The following is a 13,463-nucleotide window of genomic DNA, read 5'->3' on the forward strand; positions in this document are numbered from 1 at the left end:
GGAAAATTGCATTCCTCTACTCATATTTTGTGTTTTTATGTCACCTCAACCTATTTTTATTCTTGCTTCTCCTCGCTCTTTTACTTCGTTGCTTTGCACTATGTTAGGAACGATCCGAATTTTTTAAATTCTCCGGTTTTTAAACAAAGAACTGTAGTTTATCCAAAGTTAGATGGTGCTTTACCTTGGCGCGCTGATGGCGGTGGATTTCTTCCAGCCGTAGCCTTGTTAGTTCAAGAATTAGGTTACGAGTAAAAACTTTTATTTGCTAAAAACTGTCGCTTCTCCCTGACTATTAGCTTGAATTAAATTAGATAGTAAAAAATCTTTAGCAGTGATGACCTCTTGAAGATAAGCATCCCAAAAAGCAATGGTAGTAGTTTGAATATAGCCGCTAATTCGTTTTTGTCTAATTAAGTCTAAAGGGGGTGCAGTATCTCGGTCTATCATCCTACGAAACATTAAATCACCATCAGTGCGATCGCCATAGGAAAAATGATTAGCACCAGCAATTAATAAATGATACTTGTTTGCGGGGGGTAGATAACGAAATGGCTCTAAGCGCCACGCTGGAGGCTGGTTTTCCCATCCTCGATCTTTAGAGCCGCTAATAGTAAGTACAGGAGCATTTACCCCTTGCCAAGAGCGCGAATTTAAGCCAAATTGCCTAGTTCCCTGGGGCGATATAGCTAAAAATGCCTTGGCGCGGACTTCGCCATAATTAACATTTTGCTGCCAGGGTGTATTTACCGTTGCTCCAGCTAGTAGCATTATTACGTAGGCTCCGAAAGAGTGACCTGATATACCTAGACACGAACTATCCATTTTTTCTTTCAAAGCCGAAATTTGTTGCTGCAATTGAGCAAAAGCATCAATGATAAAGGCGATATCTAGGGGGCGAATTTGCCATACTTGCGGATTGTAAACATATTTTTTAACTTCTTGCATCCCACTTTCTCATAAAATATTGACATTATTACCGCAGTGTGTAGAGTGAATACAAATATATCCACAACTTGCTAAAAAGGTGCTTAGATAAGTAAAGGCTGCTTTAGAACCCCCGGCTCCATGAGAAAAAATAATGACAGGAAATAAGCCTGGAGCATGAGGATAGTAGATTTTTAAGGGCAATTGGCGATCGCGTTTGTGGTCGATTAGGATAATATGATTAGCGCTTGATATTTTCAAAGCTGTAGATTTAGGTACGTACATAAGCAGCTTTCATAAATTCGATATAGGTTTTATGAAATTCATGTATGCGCTGTTTTTCTCTACTAAAAATTCCATTTTTTCTGTAATTTCTGATAGTCCCAACTGTACTTGTTCGCAAATCGGCTTATCTTCTTCCCAAGCTACGCGCGTTAATTGCGCCGTAGATTGACTATTCATATTAAACAAAATTTCTTCTAAGGTATCATCATTTAATTTTCCCATAAATCTATAATTAATAGCTTTAGTTGTTGTAGCGTTTAAAGGCTCGATAACGTGAGCAGTTAAAGACATTCCTGAAAAGGTAGCCAAAGTCAGCATTGGCAACACAAAATAATGCTGATAACCGTCTATTTTCAAACTTCGGTTATTAGCCATCGCCAACAATTTATCTCGCTTTCGGTCTAGTTTTGTATGATTGCTTGTATAAATAGAATGTTGTTTGTACAATAAATAATCTTTTTTTGCTGTACCATACTTACTTAAAGAATTTGGGTGTGCAAACCAGGTATGATAACTTTTTAAAGCATTCTCTACTACAACTTTCCAGTTAGCATTAATTAAAATTTCATAGTATTCTACTTGTTTGCCTATAGCGGCGAAAAACTCTATCAATTGTTCGTATATCTCACCCAAATAACTTTTCAGGCTAATGTTATCGTTGGTTTTTTTATAAATACAAAAACCCCGCATTTTTCTACTAGCCATTGCTCTAGTTTTAAAGATTTTCTACTTTCCTCCAATCCCAGAGCAAATTCTTGCTGATGGGGAATTGCAATCGGAATTCCCTCACTATCATAAACCCAAGTATGGTAGAAACATTGTAAAGCACCGTTGCCTTTATTGTTAGTACGAATCCGGCTAAAACGGTGAGAACAAACATTATGAAATGCTCTTAATTCACCATGAAAGTTTTGGACAACAACAGACTTACCTCCGATTTCTTTACATAAATAATCATTATAATGCTCTAAATCTGTTGCAAATCCAGCAAAGTTCCATAATTGCTGACACAAAACAAGTTTTTCTTGTTCAAAGTATTCAATATTTGAATAACAAGTAGGTGCTATTAAAGGTTTCATGAGTTAAGGTAGCAACCTAATATATTTAAACTTAAAGAAATAATTAAAATTCTAATTACTTCTTTAATTATGCAAATTCATTTGAAGGCTAACTTTTATTCTTTGGCTTCAATTATTTGAGAAATTATTTCAATTTCTCTATCAGTTTCATGCAGTAGCGATTGCAGCCAAGCACGGCGATACTTTAGTTGTGCTTGTTGCTCCTGCATCTCCTCAAGAGTGCTTGATGACCTAATCAATTCTCCTGACGATTGAAAGCTACTTTGGATATGTTCAAGAAAATCAATCAACATACTGCGTAAACTAACAATTTCATTCTCAATTTTGGGAACATCTAATTCTGTGATTTCTGATGATTTTTCAAAGCCTTGACTAGCTGCTTCATCTTCAATGGAAAAGTTAGATATAGCTTAATTTTCTGGTTGATTCATATTATTATTTATATACAGTACCGTCAGGCATGATTGCTTAATTTAAAATTACTTCTTTTAAGTTTACACCTGTCAAATTTGCTTTAGTTAAGTTTGCTCCTTTAAGAATTGCTCCAGTTAAATTTGACTTAACTAAATTAGCTCCCGTTAAATTTGCACGGGATAAATTAGCAGATTGGAGATTAGCAGATTGGAGAATTGCGCCAGCTAAGTTTGCTTGACTTAAATTAGCACCGCGCAAATCAGAAAATTGCAGACAGGCGGAAATTAGCATCGCACCGCAAGCAATTAAATAAGCGCTACTACTAGCCACAGCAAAATCTTCAGGAAACTGAGTTTGTAAATTATAAAGTGCTTGAGTTAAGTTAGCTCCTTATAAATTAGCCTCTTGTAGATTAGTAGCTCTCAAGTCGGCAAACTGGAGGTGACAGAACTCTAAGTTAGCTTGATTAAGGTTAGCTTTTCTAAAGTTGGTATAACGAAAATCTGTTTGCACTAAATAGGCTTGCGCTAAGTTGATAGAGGATAAATTAAGATAGCTTAAATCTCCCTGTGGCAAATTAAGCTGTGACAGTTGTGCGCCAGCAGTTATTAAGCAAGCGCCAGTTTTAGTTATGTCAAACTTATCTGGTAGTTGGGTTTGCTCGTTGTAAATTGCATTTGCTAAATTAGCTTGTTGAAGTTGAGCGTCGCGCAAATCGGCTTGTAACAAATTAGTGTAACTTAAATTTGCTTTTCGTAAGTTAGCATTACGCAAGTTAGCACCACGCAAATTAGCTTGTTGTAAGTTGGCTGATTACAAGTTGGCTGTACTCAAATTTGCATCTTTGAGATAGCTATTGGCGGCGATTAAATAAGCACCTTTACTTTGGGGGTTAAAGTTGCGAGGAAACAATGTTGTTTCGCTATAAATTGCTCCTTGCATACTTACACTTTCTAGCTCTACAAAAGAGCTTAAATCTAAGTCTCGGATATCAAGGTTATCAATGTTGGCGTTAGCGGCGATTGAGTAAGTGCCTCTGTTTTGGGGATTAAAGCTGGGAGGAAACAACGTCGTTTCACTGTAAATTGCTCCTTACATATTTGCGCTTTCTAGCTCTGCATTGCTTAAATTGGTGGCAATTAAGTTTGCTTTTTGTATGTTTGCTTTTTGCAAGTAGGCTCCACTTAAGTTTGCTCCTATTAAGTTTGCATTACTTAAATCTCCGCAACTTAAGATAGCCTGAGATAAATTTGCACCGCTTAAATTTGCTGCTGATAACTTAGCAGTAACTAAATATGCTCCGTAAAGATGAATACTAGCTAAGTTTGCTCTGGGGAAATGAATAGGTGAATTTAAGCTATCAATTTCCTGCTCTAACAAACAGGTTTCTTTCAGGTGATTAGTATCTACATACATTTTTGTAATAGCTCTAACTTCTAACTAAGGTAGCCAAGACCAAACTTCAACTTGAATAAAGCGGACAATAGGACGAGTAAAAGCGACAATTAGCGGTAAGGTTTTCCCTTCTATTTTCGCGTATCCAGTCATCCCAGCTTTTAATTTTTCATCGGGATTAGGAACATCAACAATAACATTTATAACTCGCTCGCTTGCAGGATTATTTTCTGTGTTACTTGTCGATTCAGAAACAGCATTAAGTTGAATAGAAAGCACTTTCCCTACTAGCGGTTTATTTGGGTAAGATAAAAGTTTAATTTCAACTTTGCCGTTCAAAACAAAGTCTCCAGTGCTATACTCTAGAATTTGCAACTCGCCGCTAATATGTCGGTCATCTTCCGCTACTGCAAAGGTTTCTCCTTGTTTAAGATAAGTACCTATTTTTCGTTCTAAATAAGGAGTAATCAAACGTCCATCAATTGGCATTAGTAAAGCAGTCCGCTTTACTTGACTTTCAGTATATTTTAATTATTGTTTTAAACATCGAACTTCTGCATCAGCAGCTTCTACTTGATTACGTGCGGCGGTTATATCTTGGGGATGAGAGCCACTTAATACTAGAGCTAAGTTTGCTTTCGCCTCTATTAAACTTTGATTTTTGACTTCTAAATTTTGTTGAAGTTCTATTACGCTTTGCTGCTTTTCTACTATTTCATTACGGTCTAATTCATTCTGCTTTTCAGTATTTTCATGCTGCTGTAAAAAGTACGCGCCTTGTTGATATAATGCTTTAAAGCACGCTCTACTTGGATTTTGGCTACTTCTATTTGTTGATTTGCTACTTTTAATTGCCCTTGAGCAACAGCTATTTTTTGATTAGCTACTGCTACATCTTATGCTCTTGGAGTTGCAATCAATTTGCTTAAGTTTGCTCTTCGCGATGCTAACTCAGCTTGTTGTCTTTTGATTGATTCTCTAAGGGTTTGAACTTCGTTTTCAATATCAATAGATTCCATATTAGCAATAACGTTTTTTTGCTTAATCCACTGACTATCTCCACCTTTAAAAAAAACTTTCGTAATTTTGCCATCAACTTGAGCTTGAATGCTCTGCTGCGTTGGTGGTAATAGTTGAATGTTGCCACCAGGACGATAAGGATAAGGTAATACAAGTATAATTACTACAATAAGCCAAGCTAAAAACTTTGCCCAATATTTCAGTTTAAATTTACGTTTCTTGCTTGCTAGAGGTTGCTCGACAGAAATAGCATCAAAAGTTTTATTAAACTTCCATTTTTTTAAAGTTTTTTGTACGGGCTTAATTAAAGCGAAAGTAGCGATAATACCAAGGATAATTATATCAGTTCCTCTCCCAAAAATTCTAGTAAATGTTTCAGATAATCCATCAGCCCATGAATGAATAATCACGAAGAAAAATCCCCAATCAAAACTTATTGATAAACTACCAATTCATATTAAGACTAATTTTTTTTTTGTAGATAAAGACTTTGGCAATGGACGACGGCTAAGAATCATATCCCAAGTTTTATATACTCTTTTAATATAATTTGGTGGTAATTTTAATAATGTAACTAGCAAATAGTAGCCATCGGTCGGTAATAGCGGACTACTATTAAATAAAAATTCAAGAAAAGCTGAATAAGCAAGGGAAATAGCACTGGTTCCAAGCGCAGTCTTTGTTCGTCCCATAAAATACCAAGTTAGTACGCGAAGAACTATAATTCCTAGGCGGAGTAGTAAAGGCGTTGCAAAAGTCCAAACTTGCTTTTGTCTTGATAACTGAAACATCTCACTACGGTCTATATAAAAACGTGGATGAAACCCCATCGATAGAGCCAATCCAAAATTTTTAACTTCTCCACCGCAAGCAGTAAAAACAATACCTTGAGCAGTTTTGACAATTAAGATTATAAGAGTAAGAGTTAGTAAAAAATGGTATACCTCCGTTCATTGTATAGCGAATATCAGTCCAAAAAAACTCTTGATTATTTATTAAAGTAAATAAAGCAAGCATTAAACCAGGAATTAACGCCCACATTAAAAATTGAAATAATGGTTTAAGTGGATAAAACACCTTCAGTAAAAAGTTAAATACTTTAACTGAGTTGGGTAGTAGCCAGATGTAAGTTTTATTATTTTTTTCGCTCCACATCAGATTTCCTTTGACCATTTTGATCGAGATTAATCAATTTTTTTTCTAAGTTTTATGTTGTCAATTCTGGAAAACTTAAAGAGTTGTTTGAGTTATAAGTAGAATTAGTTTCTAATAATCCATAATCTATTTGTTCCAGAAAGTTTTGAAGGTCTGCTTCGGTAAGTGTCAGAGCAAAACGGCTTTTAAAAGCTGCTACAATCTGAGACGGTGTTGAAGTTCCATTTATAGATTGACATAAAAAATATTCTTCTTACCCAAATTCAAAAGAACAGTTATTTGTAGGTTTTTTAACTAAATATTGTTTGGATAAATTGTTTATAGTACAGGTAACAATCAAATCTTGTCGGAAGCAAGTTACTGGCGAAGTAGGCATTTTATACCAATTTCAGACTGAGAATGTACTTGGTAGTAAAAATGACAATTGTTTAATTAAAATGTTTCTGTGTAGAATAATAGACGTGCATTTGAAAATAAAAGAGCAATCCAAAATCTATCGAATAAAGCTTAATAAGTTAGCTGATAAAAAATGTGGCATTGATTATAAAACCGCTTAAATTTATGGCGTTATAGGCGAAACGAGCGCTGAATAATAAGTATAGTTGTTAAGGATTATAAATATTTTTGAGAAAATTTTGAATGAAAACCAGAGGGTGCATAGTATTAGTAAGTATTATCAATTTTTTGTTAAGTAATAGACATAATTATTAAAACGATTGTTAGTTAACTTATCATTTGTTAGTTCTAAGCCCACAGGCTTAAGCACTTATGCTACTAATTTAATTCCTCATCTTCAGAAGCTGCAACCAATACTACTAAGTTCCCAAGCAATCGATGATTATGATTGTTATCTAATACCAGGGAATTTAACACCAGATTGGGGTAGTAAAGGGCATTTGCGCCGATTGTGGTGGACGCAACGGCAATTACCGAAGATATATAAACAAAAGACATCACCGCTTTTATTTTCACCTATCCCTGAAGCACCGCTATTTACAAACTGTCGTTATATTATAACCGTTCACGATCTTATCCCTTTACGCTTTGCTAAATTATCCCCTCTTGGTGCTTACAGCCGTTATTATATTCCTCAAGTTTTAAAGGGCGCGCAACATATTCTTTGTAATTCCAAAGCCACAGCTAAAGATATTACTTACTTTTTTGGCATCAATCCCTGCAAAATTACCCCCATACTATTAGCCCACGACGCGGATAATTTTTCCTTTCTTAACTTACCCAAATCTAACTACTTTCTTTACATCGGGAGGCAAGATCCTTACAAAAACTTGCAGCGCCTAATTACAGCCTTTGCAGTGATACCAAATTATCACAAATATCAATTATGGATAGCCGGGACTCCCGACGCGCGATATACCCCCGTACTTCAAGCGCTAATAGATAAACTGGAACTAACTAATTATGTTAAATTTATTGACTATGTTGCTTATAGCCAATTGCCAATAATTATTAATAGCGCGATCGCTCTAGTGTTTCCTAGTTTGTGGGAAGGTTTTGGCTTCCCGGTTTTAGAGGCTATGGCCTGTGGTACACCCGTAATTACTTCTAACATCTCATCAATGCCCGAAGTCGCGGGACAAGCGGCGATACTTGTAAATCCTTACAGCACCGCAGAAATTAGTCAAGCAATGGAAAAAATCGCTAATTCTCAAGAATTGACTTCGCAATTATCCCAGCTTGGTTTAGAAAGAGCCAAAAAATTTAGCTGGGATAAAACAGGAATTGCTACGGTAGAAGTATTGTCTCGTTACCTATAAGCGCAATTATATGGCAGCTTGTTGGCGTTGATATAGCGACCAATATAGACCTTTTTCTTGTAGCAAGCGATCGTGCGTACCTTGTTCCATAAGTACGCCTTTTTCTAGCACGACAATTAAGTCAGCGCGTTTGAGGGGTGCAAAACGATGAGCAATCAAAAAGACAGTGCGACCTTGAGAAAAGCTTTGCAAATTTTGCAAAACTTGCTGCTCAGTTTCACTATCCAAAGCACTGGTAGCTTCATCCAAAATTAAAATTGGTGCGGAAGAAAGAAACAACCGCGACAAAGCAATGCGTTGACGCTGACCTCCAGACAAAGACATTCCGCGCTCTCCAACGCTGGTGTCGTAGCCTTGAGGTAAATCAGCGATAAAATCGTGAGCCGCCGCCATCCGCGCCGCTTCTACAACTTTTTCGGCACTGATGTCAGGATTGCCAAGAGTTATATTTTCCCAGACTGAACCATTAAACAGAAAATCATCTTGGAGAACCACCGCCACTTGTTCGCGCAGAGATGTTAAATCAGCACTTTTAATATCAAAACCATCAATAGAAATTCGTCCTGCTTCTGGTAAGTACAGCCGTTGTAACAGTTTTGTAATCGTACTTTTACCCGAACCACTACGTCCTACTACCCCCACAAACATCCCCGGCTCAACTTTAAAAGAAACGCCTTTTAAAATTGCCTCTTGATTAGGACGGTAACGAAAAAACAGCTTTTCAAAACTAACTTGACCTGCAAGGGGAGGTAATACTAACCCTGCACCGGGTTCCGCTTCGGGAGCAACATTGAGAATATCGCCAATCCGGTCTACTGATAGCAGCACTTGTTGTAGAGTTTGCCACAGTTGCAATAATCGAATTAATGGCCCTGTGACTCTAGCTACTAGCATATTAAAAGCTACAAGCTGCCCCACGCTTAGGTCTTGGCTAATAACTAGCTTTGCCCCAAAATACAAAATCAAGATAGTAGTCAGCCCGCTTAAAAAAGTACCAATACTGTTACTAATATTAGAAGTAGTGGAAGCGCGGAAATTTGTGCGGATGTAACGAGCAAATAACCCTTCCCAGCGATCGCGCGCGGCGGATTCTGAAGCATGAGCTTTGACCGCATGAATGCCTGTAACTACTTCTACTAAAAAGGATTGGCTATCGGCGGCGCGATTAAAAGATTCATCTAACCAGCCACGCAAAATTGGCGTTGATACTAAAGTTAGGATTCCAAAAAATGGTACTACCGCTAGAGCAATCCAAGTTAGAGATTGGCTGTAGTAGAACATTACCGCTAGATAAATGACGGTAAAAACGCTATCAATAATTACTGTCGCCGCCGTTCCGGTTAAAAACTTGCGGATACTTTCTAGTTCTTGCACTCGCGCCACTGTATCGCCGACTCGTCGCGCTTCAAAGTAAGCTAAGGGTAAGCGTAATAGATGGCGAAACAACTGAGCAGATAAGCTCAGATCGAGACGACGGGCGGTGTGAGTAAAGATAAATAATCTTAAAGCATCTAAAAAAGCGCTGAAGAAAGCCACGCCAATTAAAGCTATACCCATGACATCCAAAGTTGCCAAACTCTGTTGACTTAAAACTTTGTCAATGATTACCTGGGTAATGATCGGAGTTGCTAAACCTAGCATTTGGACTGTAAAAGAAGCAAGTAAAACTTCTCCCAAGAGTCCGCGAAAACGCCATACAGCAGGTAAAAACCAGCGCAAACCAAAGGTTTCTTGGGTTTGGATTAATTCGGTTTGCCAAATTTTGCCATTCCAAGCCGCTTCAAGGCTGGATTTGCTAATACTTTCACAGCCACCTTTAAGGCTAAGGGGATCGGCAATAATTAAAGTGTCGCCTTTGATTTCGTAGGCAACTATCCAATGTTCTTGTTTCCAGTGCAGTAATATCGGAAAAGAAATTTGTTTTAGTTCGTCCCAACTAATTTGTAGCTGTTGCAGTCTTAATCCTAGTTTTTCCCCAGCTTCTACAACTTGTTTAGGGCGATCGCCGCGCAGATAACGCTTCACCCAGTCCATTGAGGCGGGATTTTCTAGTTGTTGCGCCAGCATCGATAAACTAGCGGCGGCGGTATTAGAACTTGCCGTATAAGGATAACCCGTGATTACCTGAGAGACATTAGCGCTAGGAGGCTGGTAGGACTCTTTTGTTTTTGTCCAAAACTGTTCGATCTGATCAGAGACCAAACCCGCCCAAAGACCTGAATGCCAATGAGCAACAACGACATCTTTGCTGGAGGCTCTAGCTTTCCAATCTCCTGAAAGTTCTAGCAAATCGCCAAACCAGTCTCCCGCTTGGAGAACAACCGTGCGATCGCTCGATACTAGACGAACCTTACCATCAAGCAAAAGAAACTGACTGCCTTTGGATAAATCGCTTGACCAAATAACTTTTCCGGTAGTATAACTCTCGGTTTTTGCCTGACTTTGAATTTGGATTTGTTGTTCGCCTACCAAAAGATTTAAGGGTAGGCGATCCCAGGGCAACTTTAGCTCATCAGTGTTCGCAAGCATTAATTCTCCTGGAGTTTGACAGTCATTTTTTGCATTTTTTGGGATAACCACTGATCAAAAATTTCATTAAGCAGTTGCTCCTCAATTTTTCCTGTTAAAGTTGCAGGTAAAAATTGTTCAACTCTAAATAGGCAGTAGTATTTTTCCATGTCTATTGGTCCTACAATCTCCCCGGGCTGGGCGCTATCAATGGCGGCTCTTAGAGACTCTTTTAATCTGCCGCGACTTAGGGGGCCCATCATGCCGTTAGCAATGCGATCTTCTGTAACAGAGTGTTCTCTTGCTAATTGCTCAAAACTATCGCTCTTTTCCAGAATTTGGCTATGTAGTTCCTCGGCTAATTCCCGATCAGCTACGGCTATTTGCGATAGAACTACACGGTCTAAAATTAGCTTGCGTTCGATAAAATGTTCTTGGAGCTTGGGTTTTGCCACTAATTCTTTGAGCTTATCAATTTTCAATCGATAAATAGTTTGATTGCGAAATCCAGCATAGGCGGAGGCATTTTTTGCTGACCATTCTTGAAATTCTTGCGGATCGGTAAGTTTGTTCTCTACTCGGAAGTTGACTAAAGCTTGCTCTACCAAAAATGGATCGATAGTTAGTTCTTGTCGTGTTTTAAATTCTTGAGCAATAACGTGCTGGCGCAGAATTTCTGTCACAAAGCCTTGAAGCTTCCCACTGCTTTGCAGATAAGCAAATACTTGGGGAACGACAATCGGCTGACCGTCAATTGTAAGCACTGGTGAATTAGGTTGCATAAAATTGTAGTGGCGTTAATTTAACCAAAATATTCAAGGTTTGGCGACTTGGGCGAGTAATTGTTACCTGTTTGTCTTTTGAATGCAAACATCGCCAACTTTGGTCTGGTCAGGCGCGAAGCCCGTTACCGGGTGCTTGCGCGATCACACTTTCCTGTCTAAGTTAAGTAATTACTCACAACTTTAGATACACCAAAGTTGACACACTTTCCGCATTTTTATAGAAAAATCCCGGTATTTTTTTACACTTTGTTATAAAAAATTATTGCGGGGAAGCAATTTTGATTTTGGGAAACAGTTAATTAATTAATTGCGTCTTACTGAAATGACAAAATTACTTCAAGGGCGATCGCGCCACAACCCCTGTTATGAAAAATTTAAGTTCAGCTTTAGTTGCTTCTTTAATCTTAACTCTTAGTTTAGGTAGGGTGGGAGTAGCCCAATTTAATCCCCCTAGCCCTGCACCAGAGCCTAATTCTGGGCAAAAGCCAAATTCCGAGCCACCGCTACCGAGTCCAACTCAGCGTCCAGGGGGAGCTTTCCAAGCACCACAGTTGTTTCAAGGCGAGAGTAGAAATTTAAACTTTAATGATGCCCTGAACGAGGCACTGAATAAAGCTCGTCAATCTACAGGTGTGAACTCTAATTCAACTATCAATTTTAGGGTGATAGATATGCAAGGGGTAGCTGGAGGGCAAAAGGACAATTTGCTGAAGGTGACTATTCAAATATTACCTACGGCTAGTTCTGGCTACGACGATCGCTCTCCTCGTTCTGGCTCACCTAACAATACTCGTCCTGCTCCTCCTTTTCAAAGATAAGCTGCTAAGTTTCGTCACTATTAGAAGCTGCACTATTTAGCCGAGTTAAAATCTCAGCAATTTAACTGTTTAACTTTTTGAGCGCTATAGTGCGGTTTCTTTGCGCGGGGGTAAAGCTAGGATTAATTTTCAAGGCTTGCTCAAAAGCTGCCAACGCCTCTTGATCGCGTCCTAAACTACCTAGAGCAATACCTTTGCCGTTCCAAGCTTCGGCACTAGGATTAATTTTCAAGGCTTGCTCAAAAGCTGCTAGGGCTTGCTCGTGCCGTTTTAACCTACCTAAAGTAATACCTTTACCGTTCCAAGCTTCGGTAAAGCTAGGATTAATTTTCAAGGCTTGCTCAAAAGCTGCTAGGGCTTCTTCCGCACGTCCGAGATTGCCCAACGCCAGACCCCGACCGTTTTGCGCTCTATAATCTTGGGGATTTTGTTTTAAAGCGGCTTCAAAACGAGCAAGGGCTTCGCTATGGACGGACGAGCGCCCTGGATTTGCCGGAATTTGGGCGGTTTGGGCGGCGCTTCCTGCTCTTACGTCGGAGAGAAACGATTGTACTTTTTCGGTAGAGATGGCAAAACTAATACCAATATTGCCACTGCCACCCCCAGGGGTTTGTTTGGTAAATATGCCGCTATTCACGCCAATTAGTTCACCTTTGGTATTGAGCAACGGTCCGCCAGAGTAGCCAGGATTAATCGCCGCGTCAGTTTGAATTAAGCCTTTTTCGCGATCAATACGGCTGATGATTCCTGTAGTCAAGCTACCGGAAAACTGACCGAAGGGATTGCCAATAGCAAATACGCGCTGACCCACTAGCACAGAATTGGTAGAGGCGAAGGGGACTACAGGTAATTTGTTTTGTCCTCTGAGTTTAATTACGGCTAAGTCAAGACCTTTAGCCCCAAAGCCGATAATGTCTCCGGCAATTTGCTTATTGTTAGCTAGGATGATAGTTGCTGTGCGATCGCCTTGCACTACATGAGCATTAGTCAACACTAAACCCTCTGAGCTAATTATAGTCCCGCTTCCCGTCTTGCTGCCCGTATTAATAGATACAACGGCGGGGCTAACTTTTGCATAAACTTTCACGGCGGTTTCGTCACCATCTTGAGCGTAGGCGCTAATAACTTCTTTGGTTGCGGGGTTAAATAGCCCGAAAGGTTTGATGTACCAAGCGGTTGTGCCTACAAAAATGGTAGTTGCGATCGCAATTCCCAGCCCTTTAATATTCATCAGTAGTTTTATTAAAAAATAATTGCAGAAGGTTATTTGTAGTGCTGACGTAACTTGATTGCTTTTTGTAA

At 38.9% G+C, this 13,463-nt stretch carries 18 protein-coding genes and 1 pseudogene; 3 read left to right on the top strand and 16 right to left on the bottom strand.

Going from position 1 to position 13,463, the window contains the following annotated elements; translation table 11 throughout:
• The first annotated feature begins 93 nt into the window (after nt 1–93).
• Nucleotides 94–255 (top strand): hypothetical protein, encoded by a 162-nt coding sequence (locus tag C7B70_RS26345; protein WP_158260489.1) that lies wholly within the window; start codon nt 94–96, stop codon nt 253–255.
• A 6-nt stretch (nt 256–261) separates the two neighbouring features.
• Here C7B70_RS26345 and C7B70_RS13070 read toward each other — a convergent pair whose 3' ends face one another.
• The 13 genes and pseudogenes from C7B70_RS13070 to C7B70_RS13115 form a co-directional block, all read right to left on the bottom strand.
• Entirely contained in the window at nt 262–948 is a 687-nt protein-coding gene (locus tag C7B70_RS13070) for a hypothetical protein (RefSeq protein WP_106369477.1), read from the bottom strand.
• A 9-nt stretch (nt 949–957) separates the two neighbouring features.
• Entirely contained in the window at nt 958–1,212 is a 255-nt protein-coding gene (locus C7B70_RS13075) for a hypothetical protein (RefSeq protein ID WP_106369478.1), read from the bottom strand.
• Nucleotides 1,213–1,221: 9 nt separating this feature from the next.
• Nucleotides 1,222–1,917 carry an RHO alpha subunit C-terminal catalytic domain-containing protein gene (locus C7B70_RS27740; protein WP_233220922.1) on the bottom strand — a complete coding sequence of 232 codons (696 nt, stop codon included), beginning with the start codon at nt 1,915–1,917 and terminating at the stop codon, nt 1,222–1,224.
• Complete coding sequence (locus C7B70_RS27745; protein WP_233220923.1) at nt 1,854–2,291, bottom strand: Rieske 2Fe-2S domain-containing protein; 438 nt, start codon at nt 2,289–2,291, stop codon at nt 1,854–1,856. Before C7B70_RS27745 ends, C7B70_RS27740 begins: the two co-directional genes overlap by 64 nt.
• Before the next feature lie 95 nt (nt 2,292–2,386).
• Nucleotides 2,387–2,584, bottom strand: a complete 198-nt coding sequence (locus C7B70_RS25925; RefSeq protein ID WP_146134040.1) for a hypothetical protein — start codon at nt 2,582–2,584, stop codon at nt 2,387–2,389.
• 175 nt (nt 2,585–2,759) lie between these two features.
• Nucleotides 2,760–3,035 (bottom strand): pentapeptide repeat-containing protein, encoded by a 276-nt coding sequence (locus C7B70_RS13085; RefSeq protein WP_233220924.1) that lies wholly within the window; start codon nt 3,033–3,035, stop codon nt 2,760–2,762.
• A 60-nt stretch (nt 3,036–3,095) separates the two neighbouring features.
• Entirely contained in the window at nt 3,096–3,377 is a 282-nt protein-coding gene (locus C7B70_RS28345; RefSeq protein ID WP_339376716.1) for a pentapeptide repeat-containing protein, read from the bottom strand.
• A pseudogene (locus tag C7B70_RS28350) lies at nt 3,378–3,503 on the bottom strand (pentapeptide repeat-containing protein); the annotation flags it as partial. It abuts the gene before it with no gap.
• Nucleotides 3,504–3,518: 15 nt separating this feature from the next.
• Nucleotides 3,519–3,773: a hypothetical protein gene (locus C7B70_RS27755; RefSeq protein ID WP_106369480.1), complete on the bottom strand. Its 255-nt coding sequence runs from the start codon at nt 3,771–3,773 to the stop codon at nt 3,519–3,521.
• Between the two features lie 24 nt (nt 3,774–3,797).
• Nucleotides 3,798–4,085 (bottom strand): pentapeptide repeat-containing protein, encoded by a 288-nt coding sequence (locus tag C7B70_RS13100; RefSeq protein ID WP_199192244.1) that lies wholly within the window; start codon nt 4,083–4,085, stop codon nt 3,798–3,800.
• Nucleotides 4,086–4,145: 60 nt separating this feature from the next.
• Nucleotides 4,146–4,589 (bottom strand): HlyD family efflux transporter periplasmic adaptor subunit, encoded by a 444-nt coding sequence (locus tag C7B70_RS13105; protein WP_106369482.1) that lies wholly within the window; start codon nt 4,587–4,589, stop codon nt 4,146–4,148.
• A 407-nt stretch (nt 4,590–4,996) separates the two neighbouring features.
• Entirely contained in the window at nt 4,997–5,530 is a 534-nt protein-coding gene (locus C7B70_RS13110) for a hypothetical protein (protein WP_106369483.1), read from the bottom strand.
• A 42-nt stretch (nt 5,531–5,572) separates the two neighbouring features.
• The gene (locus C7B70_RS13115) at nt 5,573–5,950 is read right to left on the bottom strand and encodes a hypothetical protein (protein WP_106369484.1); all 378 of its coding nucleotides are present in this window, start codon (nt 5,948–5,950) and stop codon (nt 5,573–5,575) included.
• Nucleotides 5,951–6,991: 1,041 nt separating this feature from the next.
• On the opposite strand from C7B70_RS13115, the gene C7B70_RS13130 reads away from it, so the two are divergent.
• On the top strand, nt 6,992–8,050 hold the full coding sequence (locus tag C7B70_RS13130) for a glycosyltransferase family 1 protein (protein ID WP_106369487.1): 1,059 nt from the start codon (nt 6,992–6,994) through the stop codon (nt 8,048–8,050).
• 6 nt (nt 8,051–8,056) lie between these two features.
• On the opposite strand, the gene C7B70_RS13135 is transcribed toward C7B70_RS13130, so the two are convergent.
• Nucleotides 8,057–10,579 carry a peptidase domain-containing ABC transporter gene (locus C7B70_RS13135; protein ID WP_106369488.1) on the bottom strand — a complete coding sequence of 841 codons (2,523 nt, stop codon included), beginning with the start codon at nt 10,577–10,579 and terminating at the stop codon, nt 8,057–8,059.
• Entirely contained in the window at nt 10,579–11,340 is a 762-nt protein-coding gene (locus C7B70_RS13140) for a peptidylprolyl isomerase (protein WP_106369489.1), read from the bottom strand. The genes C7B70_RS13135 and C7B70_RS13140 overlap by 1 nt, the downstream gene beginning before the upstream one ends.
• A 368-nt stretch (nt 11,341–11,708) precedes the next feature.
• Between C7B70_RS13140 and C7B70_RS13145 the strand changes: the two genes are divergently transcribed.
• On the top strand, nt 11,709–12,161 hold the full coding sequence (locus tag C7B70_RS13145) for a hypothetical protein (RefSeq protein WP_106369490.1): 453 nt from the start codon (nt 11,709–11,711) through the stop codon (nt 12,159–12,161).
• A 61-nt stretch (nt 12,162–12,222) separates the two neighbouring features.
• On the opposite strand, the gene C7B70_RS13150 is transcribed toward C7B70_RS13145, so the two are convergent.
• A complete protein-coding gene (locus tag C7B70_RS13150) occupies nt 12,223–13,392 on the bottom strand; it encodes a trypsin-like peptidase domain-containing protein (protein WP_106369491.1) in 1,170 nt (389 codons plus the stop codon).
• Nucleotides 13,393–13,463 lie beyond the last annotated feature (71 nt).

The organism is Chlorogloea sp. CCALA 695 (assembly GCF_003003885.1).
Lineage (GTDB): Bacteria > Cyanobacteriota > Cyanobacteriia > Cyanobacteriales > Chroococcidiopsidaceae > Aliterella.

Coding starts and splice junctions, on each gene's coding strand:
- C7B70_RS13070 (WP_106369477.1), bottom strand. CDS start 948: ATGCAAGAAGTTAAAAAATATGTTTACAATCCGCAAGTATGGCAAATT.
- C7B70_RS13075 (WP_106369478.1), bottom strand. CDS start 1,212: ATGTACGTACCTAAATCTACAGCTTTGAAAATATCAAGCGCTAATCAT.
- C7B70_RS27740 (WP_233220922.1), bottom strand. CDS start 1,917: ATGGCTAGTAGAAAAATGCGGGGTTTTTGTATTTATAAAAAAACCAAC.
- C7B70_RS27745 (WP_233220923.1), bottom strand. CDS start 2,291: ATGAAACCTTTAATAGCACCTACTTGTTATTCAAATATTGAATACTTT.
- C7B70_RS25925 (WP_146134040.1), bottom strand. CDS start 2,584: ATGTTGATTGATTTTCTTGAACATATCCAAAGTAGCTTTCAATCGTCA.
- C7B70_RS13105 (WP_106369482.1), bottom strand. CDS start 4,589: ATGCCAATTGATGGACGTTTGATTACTCCTTATTTAGAACGAAAAATA.
- C7B70_RS13115 (WP_106369484.1), bottom strand. CDS start 5,950: ATGGGGTTTCATCCACGTTTTTATATAGACCGTAGTGAGATGTTTCAG.
- C7B70_RS13135 (WP_106369488.1), bottom strand. CDS start 10,579: ATGCTTGCGAACACTGATGAGCTAAAGTTGCCCTGGGATCGCCTACCC.
- C7B70_RS13140 (WP_106369489.1), bottom strand. CDS start 11,340: ATGCAACCTAATTCACCAGTGCTTACAATTGACGGTCAGCCGATTGTC.
- C7B70_RS13145 (WP_106369490.1), top strand. CDS start 11,709: ATGAAAAATTTAAGTTCAGCTTTAGTTGCTTCTTTAATCTTAACTCTT.
- C7B70_RS13150 (WP_106369491.1), bottom strand. CDS start 13,392: ATGAATATTAAAGGGCTGGGAATTGCGATCGCAACTACCATTTTTGTA.